This is a genomic window from Massilia sp. LXY-6 (assembly GCF_051233485.1).
Lineage (GTDB): Bacteria > Pseudomonadota > Gammaproteobacteria > Burkholderiales > Burkholderiaceae_D > Telluria.
Window position 1 is genome coordinate 1 of the sequence record NZ_JBKFGF010000066.1, and the last position, 15,446, is coordinate 15,446.

General features: G+C 69.2%; 7 protein-coding genes. 1 reads left to right on the plus strand and 6 read right to left on the minus strand.

The features are described from left to right. Positions 1-92: 92 nt before the first annotated feature. On the minus strand, positions 93-1,169 hold the full coding sequence (locus tag ACI48D_RS23730) for a tartrate dehydrogenase (protein WP_435573703.1): 1,077 nt from the start codon (positions 1,167-1,169) through the stop codon (positions 93-95). Positions 1,170-1,273: 104 nt separating this feature from the next. Here ACI48D_RS23730 and ACI48D_RS23735 point away from each other — a divergent pair, with 104 nt between their 5' ends. Next, positions 1,274-2,173, plus strand: coding sequence for a LysR family transcriptional regulator (locus ACI48D_RS23735; RefSeq protein WP_435573704.1), 900 nt, complete (start codon positions 1,274-1,276; stop codon positions 2,171-2,173). Positions 2,174-2,191: 18 nt separating this feature from the next. Here ACI48D_RS23735 and motA read toward each other — a convergent pair whose 3' ends face one another. From motA to ACI48D_RS23760, 5 genes are all read right to left on the minus strand, one after another. Continuing rightward, positions 2,192-3,052, minus strand: coding sequence for a flagellar motor stator protein MotA (gene motA, locus ACI48D_RS23740; protein ID WP_435573705.1), 861 nt, complete (start codon positions 3,050-3,052; stop codon positions 2,192-2,194). Between the two features lie 130 nt (positions 3,053-3,182). Then, positions 3,183-5,150 carry an exodeoxyribonuclease V subunit alpha gene (recD, locus tag ACI48D_RS23745; protein ID WP_435573706.1) on the minus strand — a complete coding sequence of 656 codons (1,968 nt, stop codon included), beginning with the start codon at positions 5,148-5,150 and terminating at the stop codon, positions 3,183-3,185. Further along, entirely contained in the window at positions 5,143-8,817 is a 3,675-nt protein-coding gene (gene recB / locus ACI48D_RS23750; RefSeq protein ID WP_435573707.1) for an exodeoxyribonuclease V subunit beta, read from the minus strand. The genes recD and recB overlap by 8 nt, the downstream gene beginning before the upstream one ends. Further along, the gene (gene recC, locus ACI48D_RS23755; protein ID WP_435573708.1) at positions 8,814-12,245 is read right to left on the minus strand and encodes an exodeoxyribonuclease V subunit gamma; all 3,432 of its coding nucleotides are present in this window, start codon (positions 12,243-12,245) and stop codon (positions 8,814-8,816) included. The genes recB and recC overlap by 4 nt, the downstream gene beginning before the upstream one ends. 73 nt (positions 12,246-12,318) lie before the next feature. After that, positions 12,319-15,381, minus strand: a complete 3,063-nt coding sequence (locus ACI48D_RS23760; RefSeq protein WP_435573709.1) for a CHASE domain-containing protein — start codon at positions 15,379-15,381, stop codon at positions 12,319-12,321. Between the last annotated feature and the right edge of the window lie 65 nt (positions 15,382-15,446).

Consider the following 15,446-nt stretch of genomic DNA (forward strand, 5'->3'; position numbering starts at 1 on the left):
TGCACCCACAGGAGTGCGCCCATGCTGGGCGCACCCAATACAAAAGGCCGCAGCGGGAAACCGCTGCGGCCTTTTTCACGTCCGGCTCAAGCTCAGATCGCCGCGGCGATCGCCTTGCCGCATTCGGTGGTATTCGCGCTACCGCCGAGGTCCGGCGTTTTCGGTCCTTCCGCCAGCACCTGCTCGATCGCCTTCATGATGGCGTCGCTGGCGGCCTGGTAGGTGGCGTCGCCATTGCCGAGGAAATCGAGCATCATCGCGCCGGACCAGATCATGCCGATCGGATTGGCGATGTTCTTGCCGAAGATGTCGGGCGCCGAACCGTGCACCGGCTCGAACAGCGAGGGGAAGTTGCGCTCCGGGTTCAGGTTGGCCGAGGGCGCGATGCCGATCGTGCCGGTGCAGGCCGGGCCGAGATCGGACAGGATGTCGCCGAACAGGTTGGACGCCACCACCACGTCGAAACGTTCCGGCGACAGCACGAAGCGCGCGCACAGGATGTCGATGTGGTACTTGTCCCACTTGACGTCGGCATACGAGGGCGCCATTTCCTCGACCCGTTGGTCCCAGTACGGCATGCTGATCGAGATGCCGTTCGACTTGGTGGCCGAGGTCAGGTGCTTCTTCGGACGGCTCTGGGCCAGGTCGAAGGCGTACTTCAGGATCCGGTCGGTGCCCTTGCGCGTGAAGATCGCATCCTGCACCACGAACTCGCGGTCGGTGCCTTCGAACATCTTGCCGCCCACCGACGAGTATTCGCCTTCGGTGTTTTCACGGACGACGTAGAAGTCGATGTCGCCGGGCTTGCGGTTGGCCAGCGGGCTGGGCACGCCGGGCATCAGGCGCACCGGGCGCAGGTTGACGTACTGGTCGAAGTCGCGGCGGAACTTCAGCAGCGAGCCCCACAGCGAGATATGGTCCGGCACCAGGTGCGGCATGCCGACCGCGCCGAAATAGATGGCGTCAAAGCCTTCCAACTGCTGGCGCCAGTCGTCCGGCATCATCTGGCCATGCTTGAGGTAATACTCGCAGTTGGCCCACTCGAGGGTGGTGAATTCCAGGCCGAGGCCGAAGCGGCGGTCGGCGGCTTCGAGCGCGCGCAAACCTTCCGGCATCACCTCATTGCCGATGCCGTCGCCGGCGATGACTGCGATCTTGTGTTTTTTCATGGCGGTACACTTTCCTGTGAAGAAATGTTGACGTTACAGGCACATCTTACCGAATACGGACTGACGTATAATCACCAAAATCGTGAATCCATAGAACACAAAGCGTGAATAATCAGAAACCTCTGCTGGACGACCTGAACCTCTTTTGCGCGGTCGTGCGCAAGCAGAGTTTCGCCGCGACGGCGCAGGAGCTCGGGGTATCGAATGCCTTCGTCAGCAAGCGCATCGCCGTGCTGGAACAGACGCTCGGGGTGCGCCTGTTGCACCGGACCACCCGCAAGGTGGCGCTGACCGATCATGGCACGGTCGTCCACCAATGGGCGCAGCGGATCCGCGAAGACGTCGACCAACTGGGCGAGGCGATCTCGCAGAAAGGTGCCGCCCCGCGCGGGCTGCTGCGCCTGTGCACCAGCTCGGGCTTCGGCCGCAACCGGGTCGCCCCGGCGATCTCGAAGCTGGCGCTGGAATATCCGGAACTGGAACTGCAGCTGGAGCTGCTGGACCGGCCGGTCGACCTGATCGCCGAAGGCTTCCACCTCGACATCCGCGTCGGCCAGGTCCAGGAGCCGCACCTGATCGCGCGCCGCATCGCCGCCAACCAGCGCGTGCTGTGCGCGGCGCCGGCCTACCTGGAGCAGCACGGCACGCCGCGCCGGCTGGCGGAGCTGGCGCAACACCGCTGCATCGCGATCCGCGAGCGCGACCAGGACGTCGGGCGCTGGAAGCTGAGCGGCCCGGCCGGCGAGGAAGCGGTACGCGTGCGCGGCCCGCTGTCGACGAATAACGGCGAACTGGTGCACCAGTGGGCCATCGACGGCCATGGCATCATCCTGCGCTCGATCTGGGATGTGGGCCGCAGCCTGGCCGACGGCAGCCTGGTGAGGGTGCTGCCGGAATACCAGCAGCAGGCCGACGTCTGGGCCATCTATCCGGCCCGCCTGGGCACGTCCGCGAACGTGCGCGTATGCGTGCAGTTCCTGGAGGCCTGGCTGGCCGGCTTGTGAGCGGCCGGCCGCGCCGGCTCAGCGCGACTTCAGCTGCCGCACATGCCCTTCCAGCTCGGCGAAGCTCGGACGCTCGGTGCTTGATATGACCTTGCGCCCGAACTCGACCGCGATGGTCGGCGCATAGCCGTTCATGCTGGCCAGCAGGGTCACCTTCACGCACTGCAGGGCCTTGACCACTTCCTGGTGGCGGCGGTGCAGCAGGCTGCCCAGCGGCGCCACAAAACCATACGACAGCAGGATGCCGAGGAAGGTGCCGACCAGGGCGGCCGCGATCAGGCTGCCCAGTTCCGCCGGTGGACGCCCGATCGCGCCCATCGTGTGCACCACGCCCATCACCGCGGCGACGATGCCGAAGGCCGGCATGCCGTCGGCCAGCTTGTGGATCGCCTGCACCGGGATGTCCGAGTCTTCCTGATAGGTCTCGATCTCGTTGTCCATCAGGTTCTCGAGCTGGTAGGCATTCATGGTGCCGGACACCAGCAGGCGCAGGTAGTCGGTCATGAAATCGAGCAGGTGCTCGTCCATCAGGACCAGGCGATACTTGCCGAAGATCGGGCTCTCGTAGGGCGAGTCGACGTCGTCCTCGAGCGACATCAGGCCTTCGCGCCGGACCTTGGTGAGCAGGTCGAACATCAGCGCCAACAGCGTCATGTACAGTTCCCGCGTGTAGCGCGAGCCGTGGAACAGCATCGGGATGCTGTGCCAGGTCAGCGAGATCGCCTTGCGGTCGTTGCCGATCACGAAGGCGCCCAGCGCGCCGCCGAAGATCATCAAGAGTTCATAGGGCTGGAACAGCGCGGCCAGGTGGCCGTCCTGGAGCACGAAGCCGCCGAACACGGCCATCAGCACGATGGCGAAACCGACAAGGATCAGCATGGCACAGTCTCCGCTAAGTTACCAAGGTGCAACTTTAACATTGTTGCCACATGGAAAGCAAAGACTGGCGCAAATCAGGCTTGAAAGCTTAACGCCGGGGCCGTCGTTCCCGCGGAGGCGGGAACGACACTTATTTTTCGACCATCCCGCGCAAGCCGCTCGCCCGATGCGTGCGCCGCCCGATCGCCTCGCCCAGCACGCCCGGCACCGGGGTCAGCAGGGTGAATTCGCGGCTCGCGCGCGTGATGCCTGTGTAGACCAGTTCGCGCGCCAGCACCGCCCCGCCCTCCTTCGGCAGCGCCAGCACGGTGTGCGCGAATTCCGAACCCTGCGATTTGTGGACCGTCATCGCATACGCCGTCTCCACATGGCGCAGGCGGGTGGCCAGCACGCTGCGCACCTTGTCGCCTTCGAGGAAGTAGACGCGCAGCGAGCCGGGGCGCGCCGGGTCGGCCAGGGTCAGGCCGATGTCGCCGTTGAATACATTGGTCGCGTAGTCGTTGCGGGTGACCATGACCGGGCGGCCGACATACCAGTCGCCCGAGCGGCGGATCAGGCCCGCATCGCCGAGGCGCTGTTCGATCGCCGTGTTCAGGCCCTCGACGCCCCACTCGCCCTCGCGCACCGCGCACAGGATGCGGAAGCCTTCGAAGCGCTGCAGCACCGCGCGCACCCAGTCCTCGTGCGCGCCGCCCTCAACCCCGTCTTGCGCTTCGCCGAGCAGCCGCAGGTAGGGCCGGTAGCCCTCCAGCGCCAGCCCGATCGCGTGCTGCTGCTGGGCGTGCTCGATCCAGCGCAGCGCGTGGGCCACCTCGACGCCCAGGGCACCCCGGGCCCGCAGCACCGCGGCCGCGGCGTCGACGTCGCCGGCGTTGACGGCGAGCGCCAGTTGGCCGATCGGCCCGCCGAAGCGGCGGCTGTGGCGCAGCATCACGGTCTGCTGGGCCAGCGCGCCTCCCCCGCACACGTAGGCCGGCGGGATTTCCTCGCCGGCGGCGTCGCGCACGTAGGCGGCGGTGGCCTCGTCGTAGTTGCCGGCCTGCGCGTCGTGGCACAGGTCGCCCAGCACCGCGCCCGCCTCCACCGAGGCCAGCTGGTCCTTGTCGCCCAGCAGGACCAGGGTCGCGGTGGGCGGCAGCGCGTCCAGCAGCGAGGCCATCATCTCCAGGTGCACCATCGAGGCTTCGTCGACGATCAGGACGTCGACGTCGAGCGGATTGCCGCGGTGGTGGGCGAAGGCGCGGCTGTCCGGGCGCGCGCCCAGCAGGCTGTGCAAGGTGCGCGCGGCGCCCATGCGCGCGGTCAGCTCGCGCAGCGGCAGCTGCTCGCCGACCCGCTCGGCCAGCTCGTTCAGGGCCTTGTCGATCGACTGCTTCAGGCGCGCGGCCGCCTTGCCGGTCGGCGCCGCCAGGGCGATGCGCTGGCGGGCGGCGTCCGGCGCGGTCGCGAACAGCAGCGCCAGCAGGCGCGCCACCGTGTAGGTCTTGCCGGTGCCGGGACCGCCGGTGATGATCGCCATCTTGCCGCGCAGGGCGATCGCGCAGGCCAGCTTCTGCCAGTCCGGCTTGTCAGCGGCGCGCTGCGATGCGAACAGCAGTTCCAGCCAGGCGCGCACGGCGGGGGCGTCGACCGCCTGGCGCTCGCCCGCGCGGGCGCGCACGCAGGACGCCACCAGGGTTTCGTCGCGCCAGTAGCGGCGCAGGTACAAACGGGAATCGTCGAGCACCAGCGGCTGGCCGTAATCGAATTCGCCGACCTGCCACACCTGCTCGCAGCCGGCCAGCTGGGCGATCCAGCCCTTGGCGTTCTTCGGTAGCGGCTTGATGCCGGCGGCCAGTTCCTTCCACTCCTCCTCGGGCAGGCCGAGCAGCGCGGCCGCGTCCTCGGCCAGGTCGGACAGCAGCAGGCAGCTGTGGCCACGTCCTTCCAGTTCGGACAGCACCAGGGCCGCCAGCAGCAGCGGGCCGGGGGCCGGGCCGAGGCTGGCCATGAAGCGGGCAAAGGCGCCGGACAGGCGGCGCAGCTCGCCGGCCTCGGTGAGGCGCTCCACCTCCGACCAGAAGACGTCGATCTTGTCGGGGTCAATCGGATTATTCATTTTCAAGCAGCTTATCGAGTCCGTCGAGCAGTTCCATGTCCGGCTCGATCAGGTAGCAGCCGCGGGTCTTCTCGTTGCCGATCCCGCGCAGGAACAGGAACACCGCGCCGCCCAGCTGTTCGCGCGGGTCGTAACGCTCGCCCAGGCGCGCGCGCAGCAGGCGGTGCAGGGCAAGCAGGTAGATCGCGCCCTGGATGTCGTAGCGGTGGCCGGCCATCGCGGCCGCCATCGCGGCTGTGGTATAGGCGGCATCGCCGGGGCCGAGCGCGTTGGATTTGTAGTCCAGCACCCAGTAGCGCCCGTGGCATTCGAACACCAGGTCCGTAAAGCCCTTCAGCATGCCGTGCAGCCGGCGCTCCGGCAGGGTCGGGCGCGCGACGTCGCCCAGCAGGCGCCGGCGGCACAGCCGGTCCAGCGCGCCCACGTCCAGGGCGCGGCTGGGGAACCAGAACTCCATCTCCGGCACGACTTCCTCGAGCTCGGCCAGCGCGCAGCCGACCGGAGGCAGCGGCGTGGTCGCCAGCGCGTCCAGCCAGGCCATCGCATCGTCCACGCGATTGCCCCAGCCGGCGCGCTGGATCCGCTGGACCCGGCGGATGTAGAGCTCGTCCTCGTCCATGCGGCCGAAGCCTTCCTGCGCCATCCACTCCAGCTGCTCGTGCAGGAAGTTGCCGGGCGTGGCACCGCGCGGGAAGCGGTGCCAGGGCGTGTCCTCCACCTTCTGCACTTCGACCGTGCCCGGCTCCTCCTCTTCCAGCAGGTTTTCTTCCTGCGGCCGCGTCGGCGGCGCGACCGTATGGCGGGTCAGCGAGGTAAAGGAGCCGACCGCCCAGTTGCGTTCGAACTGGGTGACGTAGGCCGGGGCCTCGACCAGTTCGGGGCGCACGTCGGCGCGCCGCAGCACGGTGCAGCCTTCGGGCGCGTCCAGCGTGTGCAGGTCGATCGCATCGAGGCCGCCGCGGAGCAGCTCCCAGCGTTCGTGCATGGCCGCGGCCCCGATCGGCTCGCCGCCGGTCAGCAGGTAGCCCAGCGCCGATTCGTGCAGCCGGTTCTCGCCCTTGCGGCCGGCGGCCACCGCCGCCACGCCCAGCCACAGGAAGTGGCGCGCGCGGGTCAGCGCCACGTACAGCAGGCGCAGGTCTTCTTCCAGGCGTGCCCGGTCGACGGCTTTCAAGGCATCCTCGCTCAGGGCCAGGTCGATGCGCCGCGCGCCATCTTCATGCACGTAGTCGAAGAAGGCGCGGTTGCGGCGGTCGGTCTTGCGCGCGGTGACGGCGAACGGCAAATACACCAGCGGGTATTCCAGGCCCTTCGACTTGTGCACCGTGACGACCTTGACCAGCTCGGCGTCCGACTCCAGGCGCAGGACCCGTTCGTCGCCACCCTCGCCCAGGCCCTCGACCTGCTCGGCGAACCAGCGGATCAGGGCTTGTTCGCCATCCAGCTCGCGGCTGGCTTCCTGCAGCAGCTCGGCCAGGTGCAGCAAATTGGTGAGCCTGCGCTCGCCGCCGCTGGCACGCAGCAGCTTGGCCGGCAGCCCCAGTTCGTGGATGAAGTGGCGCAGCATCGCCAGCACGCCCTGGCGCTGCCAGGTCTGGTGCAGGTTCTTCAATTGTTCGACCCGCTGTTCCCAGGCCAGTTCGTCGCTCGACAGGCGCGCCAGCTCGGTCAGCGGCAGCGCGCAGGTGGCGGTGGCGAAGGCGGTGCGCGCCAGTACCCCGTCGAGCGGGCTGGCGATCGCCTGCAGCCAGCGCAGCACGTCGAGCGCTTCCTGGCTCTCGACCACCGAATCCTTGTCGGACAGGTAGACGCTCGCGACCTTGCGCTGCACCAGCGCGCGCCGGATCGCCGAGGCTTCGCGGCGGTCGCGCACCAGCACCGCGATATCGGCCGGCATCAGGCGCTTGACGCCGCCGTCGCGGTCGCGGAAGCCCACCTTCGGGTCGTTCAGCAGGGTGACGATGTGCTCGGCGCAGTGGTGGGCGAAGAAATCGCGGTAGTCCTCGGCGCGCAGGTCCTCGCGGGCGCTAAGGGCCACCGCCAGCGCCTGGTAGGGCCCGTCCACGCCGACCAGCTCCTGGCCGCGCCCGAATGCCTCGACCGGCTCGAACGGCAGCGGATTCTCGCCTTCCTTGCGGAAGCGGAAGGCGCCGGCCGCATAGCCCGGATGCGCATGGTCGCCCTCCGCATAAGCGAACAGCCGGTTGACGGCCGCCACCAGCTGTTTCGTGGAGCGGTAGTTGGTGCCGAGCTGGTAATGGCGTCCGGCGGTGGCGCGCCGCGCGGATAAATAACTATGGATGTCGGCGCCGCGGAAGCCGTAGATCGACTGTTTCGGGTCGCCGATCAGGAACAGGCCGTGGGAAGGAATGTTGTCGGCCACGCGGTACAACAGGTCGAAGATGCGGTACTGGTCGGGCGAGGTGTCCTGGAATTCGTCGACCATCGCGACCGGGAACTGGTCGAGGATGCGCTTGCGCAGTGCCTCGCCGTTCGCGCCTTCCAGCGCGGCCTTCAGGCGCGCCAGCATGTCGGCGAAACCGAACTGGCGGTTGCGGCGCTTCAGGTCGATCATGCGGCGCGCGATGTTGCAGGCGGCGTGGCGCAGCAGCGCGTGCGCCATCGGCTCGATCTCGTCCAGCGCTTCCTTCAGCGCCTCAGTATGGTCGAAACACTCCGGCACGTCGGCGCTGAAACCCTTGGCGTAAGCATCGGCGATGCCGTCCGGGGTCAGGCGACGCCAGGCCGTGTCGCCCAGGTCGGGCTGCACCCGCGCCGGATCGAGTGCCCATGCACGCAGGGCCTCGAACCACTTCACCAGCGAGTCGGGCTTCAGCTTGGTGCCGTTGAAGCACTTCGGATTCGCCGCCCTGTGGGAGCCGATCCAGGCTTCCATCGCATCCGCGCGCTCGCGCCAGCCTTCCTTCAGGCGCGCCAGCCCGGCCTGCTGGGCGCGCTCGACGCCGGCGATCACGGCACCCAGCGGCGCCATGTCGTTCGGCTTGCCGTTCTCGTCGACGCAGTCGGGGCCCAGCAGTTCGGCGCGCTGCACCAGTTCGCGCGCCGCGCCCTTCAGCGCGCCGACGTCGGGCCAGACGGCCAGCAGCGATGTCAGCGCATGGCCGTTCAGCGGATACACGTGCTGGCGCCAGTAGTCGTTGGCGGCATCCTCGAACAGGGCGCGCTCGTCGCTGACCAGCTCCTCGTCGAACAGGCTGCCGCTGTCGAAGGCATGCTCGCGCAGCATGCGCTGGCACCAGGCATCGATGGTGAAGACGGCCGCCTCGTCCATCGTCTCGGCGGCCAGTACCAGGCGGTGCGCGGCGACCAGGCGCGCGGATTCGTCCGCGTAAGCCTCGGCCAGCGCTTCCAGGTAGGGGTCGTCGGCATCGGCCTCGCCACGGAAATAGCTGGCCGCCTGCACCAGGCGCTCGCGCACCCGGTTCGACAGTTCGCGGGTGGCGGCGCGGGTGAAGGTCATCACCAGGATCTCGGGCGGCAGCAGCGGACGCACGAAGCCATTGTCCTCGCCGCCGGCGTTGCCGTGTCCCAGCACCAGGCGCAAATACAGCGCGGCGATGGTCCAGGTCTTGCCGGTGCCGGCGCTGGCCTCGATCAGGCGCGAGCCGTGCAGCGGGAAAGTCAGGGGATCGAGCAGCTCGCTCATGCGGCTTCCTTCCCTTGTTCGCCGTCGCCGAATTTCGTGACGCTCACGCTGTCGCCCAGCCAGGCGGCCAGCGGTCCGTACAGGGCCTCGGCGGTGCGCGGCCAGTCGCCCGCGGCGCGCAGCACGGCGAACTCCGGCCACAGGCGCGCGAGCACGGGGTCGTCGACCTCGCCGCTGAGCTCGAAGCCGCCGTCATACACCTCGCGCGGATCGCCGCCGGCCAGGTGGGCCAGCGCGGTCTTGCAGGCCACCGCCAGCGGCCGGTCCAGGTTGGCGCGCCACAGCGCCACCAGGTTCTCGAGCACGGCATGCGCGGCGCCGGCATCGAGCGGCGCCATTTGGAGGGTCGCGTCGCGCGCCACCAGGTAGCCGGTCAGGCTGGCGCCGCTGGCCGCGGCGGCCAGCTGGCGCAGCCAGGGGCCGATCAGCTTGTCGCCACGCGGCGCGCCCTTGCGGTCCAGGACCTTGGACGAGATCTGCAGCAGCCACACGGTGTCGCCGTCCTTGCTGCGCAGCTTGTCGATCCAGTCGTCCAGCAGGATCGGTCCGGCGTCCCCGCCCTGCAGTTCCAGGCTCACCGCCAGCTTCGGCGCCGGCGCCGGATAACGGGCTCCCAGCGCCAGCCAGCTGCGCCGCACCGGCACCAGGTCCTCGACCAGCTGCTGCTGCCATTGCCGGCCCACCAGGCCGATCGGCAACCTGCCCTCGCGCACCAGGCGCCCGGCGCGCGCATCCAGCACCTGGCGCACCTCGTCCTGGGGTTCGGGGCTGCCGTTGTCGTCGAGCAGCTCGTCTTCCAGGAAAAAGCGTTCGAGGGCATCGAGCGAGAACGGCTCCTCGTCCTCGCCCACCACCTCGTTGCCGCCGAAATTCACGCCCAGGCGGCGCCGGAAGAAGTAGCGCGCCGGCTGGCGCAGGAAGGAGACCAGTTCGCCCAGCTTGAGGCGGTAGTCGGCTTCCAGCTCGTAGGGCGGCAGCGAATCATCTTCCCCCGCGCCATCATCCTGCTGGTCCCGGTGCGCCGAGCGCCATTCACCGGCATAGGTCAGCAGGCCGCCCCGCTCGAAATAGCGGCGCGAGAACGGCTGCAGCGCGTGCACCGTGGTGCGCTCGTCAAGGTCCAGGTCCCAGCCCGACTTCAGATAGTCGCGCAGCTGCGACACCAGCACCGAGGCCGGCTGTTCAGTGTTGTCGCGCACGTTGCGCCCGACCCAGCTCACGTAGAATTTTTCGCGCGCCGCCAGCAGCGCCTCCAGCATCAGGTAGCGGTCGTCGTCGCGGCGCGAGCGGTCTCCCGGCCGCTGCAGGCCCGGCAGCGCCAGCAGGTCGAAGTCGGACTGGTGGCCGCGGCGCGGGAAGTCGCCGTCGTTCATGCCGAGCAGGCACACGACCTTGAAGGGCACGGCGCGCATCGGCATCAGGGTGCAGAACGTCACGCCGCCGGACACGAACTGGTGGTTCAGGGCCGGCTGGTCGAGTTCCGACAGCCAGGCTTCGCGCATCACGCCAAGCGGCACCGGCTCGTCGAACAGCGCGTTCTCGCAGATCTCCAGCCAGCACTGCAGGGATTCCTCGAGCTGGTTCAGCATCATGCGGTCGTCGTCGTCGCTGGCGCGGAAGAAGCGCGCCATCAGGGCGCGGGCGCGCTCGCCCCATTCCGCCGGCCGCAGCACCGCGTCGAGCAGGTCACGCCAGGCCAGCAGGGACTCGACCAGTTCGGCCAGGGCGCCGGCCAGGGCCGCGTCCAGGCCGCCGACTTCCGCGTACGGCTCGATGTCGCCGAAGCTCGGGCCGGCGCCGGTGGCATAGCCCAGCAGCATGCGCCGGATCCCGAACAGCCAGGAATTCTGCTCGCCGGCCGAACCCAGGCCCAGGCCCGCGCGGTGGCGCTGGTCCAGGCCCCAGCGCACGCTGGCGCCTTCGATCCAGCGGCCCAGGGTCGGCAGGTCGTCTTGTTCCAGGCCGAAGCGTGCGGCCAGCGCCGGCACGTCCAGCAGATCGCGCACCTCGCTCTGGCGGCAGCGCTGCTGCGGCAGGCGCAGCAGCCATTCCATCGCCACCAGCAGCGGGTTCACGCTGCGGTCCTTGACGTCGCCGATCTCGAACGGAATGTAGCGCGGGTCGCTCCGCTTGTGCTGGTCGAACACCGCGTGCACGGCGGCGGAAAACGAGTCGATATCCGGTACCATCACGACGATATCACGAGGTCGAAGCGGCGGCCGCAGATCGTTATCTTGCGCAAACCAGGACAGCAGCTGGTCGTGCAGCACCTCGACCTCGCGCTGGGCGCTGTGGGCGATGTGGAATTCGATCGAGCGATCGCCCGGTTCGGGCGGCACGTGCGGATGTTCGGACAGCGGCAGCAGGTCGCGCACCGCCGCCTGCACCTGCGAGAGCAGCATGCCGTCGTCACCCTCATTGAACAGGTCGACCCGCAGGTTGCCGAACTTCGCGCCCTGGCCGCCGTCGAACTCGTCCAGCATGCGCACGAAGTCGCGTCCCTGGCGCCCCCAGCTGGCCAGCAGCGGGTGGCTGTGCGCATGCAGCTCCTCGACCGGCACCTCGGCCAGGTTGCTGCCCTTGCGCGACTGGTGGCGGCGGTAGGCGGCGGTCAGCAGCTCGCGGCCCTCGATGATGTCGCCCCAGTAGAACTGGCAGGGGTTCGGCACCGCCAGCAGCACCTGGGTGTGGCGCGACAGGCCGGCCATCGCCTCGATGGTCTGGTACGGCAGGGTCGACATCCCGAACAGCACCACGCGGCGCGGCAGGCGCTGGGCCGGCTGGCGGTCTTCCTCGACCGCGGCCATGAACTGCTGGTGGATGGTGGCGCGGCCCGACCAGCGCCGCTCGGGCGGCAGACTTTCGTGGATCTCGCGCCAGAGCTGGGCCTGCCAGCACTGGTCGGGCGCCAGCGGAACGGGGTCGCCGCCGGGCCGGCGCAGCTGGTCCTCGCCCTGGGCCCAGTCGGTCAGCCAGTCGGCGCGGTAGACCTGATACTGGTCGTACAGGTCGGACAGGCGCTCGGCAAGCTGCAGCCGGCGCTCGGGGTCGCCGTCCAGCAGGAAGTGGCGCAGCGGTGCGAATGCTTCCTTGGCCAGCACCTCGGGCAGCAGGCGCATCAGGCGCCAGGTGAGCGCATCCTTGTCGAATGGCGAACGCTTCGGCACCCGTTCCGGCCCCAGCATGCCGCGATACGCCTCCCACAGGAAGCGCGCCGGCAGCGCTACCCGGGTCGCCGCGCACACGCCCAGCTCCTCGGCCAGCGAAATCTTCAGCCATTCGGCGACACCGTTCGACTGCACGAGGATGATTTCCTCTTCGAGCGGGCCGAGCGGATTCGCGCGCAGCCAGTCGAAGACGGCGGCGCGCAGCAATTCCATCTGGTTGCCGTGCAGGATGAGGAGGCCGGGGGAGATCGGGGAGCGCATGGTGGGAATACTTCGCTTGGACCCCCGCAGGATACTACCAAGGAGGTCTACCGGACAAGCCAATGGATGGGTTTTATACCTTTTGATCCTGCTGGCGCGCACCGAGTTCGGCGGCAATGTGGCGTTCCAGCCGCGCCAGCAGCGCGCGCAGCCGCGCCGCCAGCGAGCGCGCCTGCGCGACCGAGCCGCGACCGCGCTGGGCTTCGAGGTCGGCGCAGACGTCGCCGAAGCCGAGCGCCCCCACCGTGCGCGCCGACGACTTGATGCGGTGCGCGACCCCGGCCGCACGCTCGACCTCGCCGGCCGCCAGCGCGCGGTCGATCTCGAGCAGGCCTTCGCGCGCCGTCTCCAGGAACATGAAGGCGTATTTGCGCATCTTGTCCGGGTTGCCGCCGAAGGTATCGGACAGCACGTCGAGGTCGAGCAGCGCCGGCGCGGCCGCGGGCGCCGCCGGCGCGGCCGGCACCATCGGCCGCTGCACGCTGCGCCCGAGCGCGCGGGCGACGGTCGCGACCAGGGTTTCGGGGGCGACCGGCTTGGTCACGAATTCGTCCATCCCGGCCGCCAGGCAGCGCGCCTGGTCCTCGAGGCCGGCGTTGGCCGTCATCGCGATCACGCGCGTGTCCTTGAGCAGCGCGTCGGCGCGGATCCGGCGCGTGGCCTCGAAGCCGTCCATCACCGGCATCTGCACGTCCATCAGCACGCAGCCGAACGGCGCGCCCGGTTCGCGCGCGCGCATCAGCGCCAGGGCTTCGCTGCCGTTGCCGGCCACGACCACGCTGGCGCCGGCGTCTTCGAGCAGCTCGCGCGCCACCTGCTGGTTGAAGGCATTGTCCTCGACCAGCAGGATCGCACTGCCGGCCAGGGCGCCCGGGCCGGCGGGCGGCGCGGAAGGCGCCATTGCCGGCGAAGGCGCGCGCCACGCGGCCGGCGCAGGGTCGGCGGGAGTGGCCAGGCGTGCCGTGAACCAAAAGCTGCTGCCTTCGCCCTGCACGCTATCGACGCCGACCTCGCCGCCCATCAACTCGGCAAGCTGCTTGCTGATCACCAGCCCGAGGCCGGTGCCGCCGTAGCGCCGCGTGGTCGAGGGGTCGGCCTGGTGGAAAGGCGAAAACAGGCGCGGCAGCTCTTCAAGGGCGATGCCGATGCCGCGATCGCGCACCTCGAAACGCACCAGGGTGTCGGCGCCGAGCGTGCGCACGGCCTGCGCCCGCACCACGATCGGCCCGTGCTCGGAAAACTTGATCGCGTTCGAGGTGAAGTTCAGCAGCACCTGCTCCAGCCGCAGCGGGTCGCCGCGCAGCGGGCGATCGAGTTCAGGCGCGATCTCGAACTCCAGCGCCAGGCCCTTTGCGCGGGCCGCCTCGCCGAGCTGGTTGGCGAGGTTGCGCATCAGGGCATCGAGCGTGAAATCGAGCAGTTCCAGCTCGATCCGCCCGGCCTCGATCTTGGAAAAATCGAGGATGTGGTTGATGACCCCCAGCAGGTGCTGGGCCGAGTGGTGGATCTTCTGCAGGTAGTCGCGCTGGCGCGGGTCGGCCGCCTGCTTGAGCGCCAGGTAGGACATGCCGATGATGCTGTTCATCGGCGTGCGGATCTCGTGGCTCATGTTCGACAGGAACTCGGTCTTGGCCCGGCTGGCGGCGTCGGCCCGGGCTTTCAGCTGGTGCAGCTCGGTGACGTCGGTCGATACGCACAGCACCGCCACCACCTCGCCGTCGGCGCGCACCGGCACCTTCACGCTCCACAGCTGGCGCACGCTGCCGTCGGCGATCCGGACCTCGGTCTGCACCGAGCGGCCCTGCCCCGTCTCCAGCACCGGGCGGTCCAGCTCCCACATGGCGTCGGCGCGCTCGGCCGGCATCACGTCGCGGTCGCGCCGGCCGATCATCTCCTCGGCGCGCAGGCCGGCAGCAAGCGCGGTCTTCGCGTTCACGTAGCGGAAGCGCCGCTCATGGTCCTTCATGTCCACGTAGGCGTCGACGTTGTCCAGCACCAGGTCGAGCAGCACGCGCTGTTCCACCGCCGCGCGGCGCGACCAGTACAGCTTGAGGAACAGCGCGTAGATCAGCAGCGTCGCGCAGAAGCCCGCGGCGCAGGCCAGGCGCGGGAACCAGCGCCCGAAGCCGTCGACCAGGCCGGCCCGATCGGCAACGAAGCGCGCCTTCCACAGATTGCCCTGGAAGCGCACCGGCAGTACGGTCTCGAACACCCTGTCCTGCCGGCCGTCGGCGCGCGGCGCCACGGCCTTCCCTTCGGCGCTGTCGTACAGCAGGCTGTCGGCCTGCGTCACGGCCAGCGGGCGGCCAAGCGGCGACCCGGAGCCGGCCGCCAGATACAGTTGCAGCGCAACCGGATGGCCTCCCATGCCTTCCAGCGCGCGCTGCACCAAGCTTGGTATCGAGAAGCCGATGCCGACCGAGCCGATGTAGGCGGCGCGCCGCCCTTCGACGCTGTCCGGCACCAGACCGCCGCGGTAGACCGGGAAGCGCAAGGTCAAGGCGAGGATGTGGCGCGGGATCGCGAGCTTCAGCGGCCGCGCGGATGCCAGCAGCTCCGCGCGGTCGCGCGCCTGGTCCAGCGAGCGCGCCACCTCCGGCCTGTTCGCCAGCATGTCGACCCCAAGCCGGGACGCCATCATTGGCTCCAGATAGGTCAGCACCAGATAGGCCGGGCGGCGGCCGGGCGGCTGGATGTCGAAGTCCGGATAAGCGCGCGGGTCCAGGCTGCGGTCGCCGCGCACCGCGGCCACGAACGCGTCGCGCTGCGCATCAAGGACGTGGGCGCCGTAGTTCAGCGATTCGATCGCCGGGTAGTTCGCGCGCACGTCCAGCGACTCGACATAGCGGTGGAACTGCAGGCGCGAGACTTGGCCGCCGTTCGCGTTGTACAGGGCCGCCAGGTTGCGCACCACCTGGGCATAGGACTGCACGGCGCCGTCCAGGCGCTGGCGGGCACTCTGCGTGATGCCGTCGAAGCGGCGCTGGGCCGCGTCGTCGACGGTACGCGACGCCCCCATGTGCAGGCCGGCCGCCACCAGCAGCGCCAGCCACAGACCGCCGGCCCACAAAGCGATGCGCACCGGGCCGCTGGCGCCGACGGTCTTTCCCATATTCCGCGTACTCGCTTCAGCCATGTTCGTGTCGTCGCAGGCAAAAGTTGAATAATTGCTAGTATTACGCAATCGGCCTCAAATGGCGA

Excerpts from the sequence above, each read along its gene's own strand:
- ACI48D_RS23730 (WP_435573703.1), bottom strand. The coding sequence starts at position 1,169 with ATGAAAAAACACAAGATCGCAGTCATCGCCGGCGACGGCATCGGCAAT.
- motA (WP_435573705.1), bottom strand. The coding sequence starts at position 3,052 with ATGCTGATCCTTGTCGGTTTCGCCATCGTGCTGATGGCCGTGTTCGGC.
- recD (WP_435573706.1), bottom strand. The coding sequence starts at position 5,150 with ATGAATAATCCGATTGACCCCGACAAGATCGACGTCTTCTGGTCGGAG.
- recB (WP_435573707.1), bottom strand. The coding sequence starts at position 8,817 with ATGAGCGAGCTGCTCGATCCCCTGACTTTCCCGCTGCACGGCTCGCGC.
- recC (WP_435573708.1), bottom strand. The coding sequence starts at position 12,245 with ATGCGCTCCCCGATCTCCCCCGGCCTCCTCATCCTGCACGGCAACCAG.
- ACI48D_RS23760 (WP_435573709.1), bottom strand. The coding sequence starts at position 15,381 with ATGGCTGAAGCGAGTACGCGGAATATGGGAAAGACCGTCGGCGCCAGC.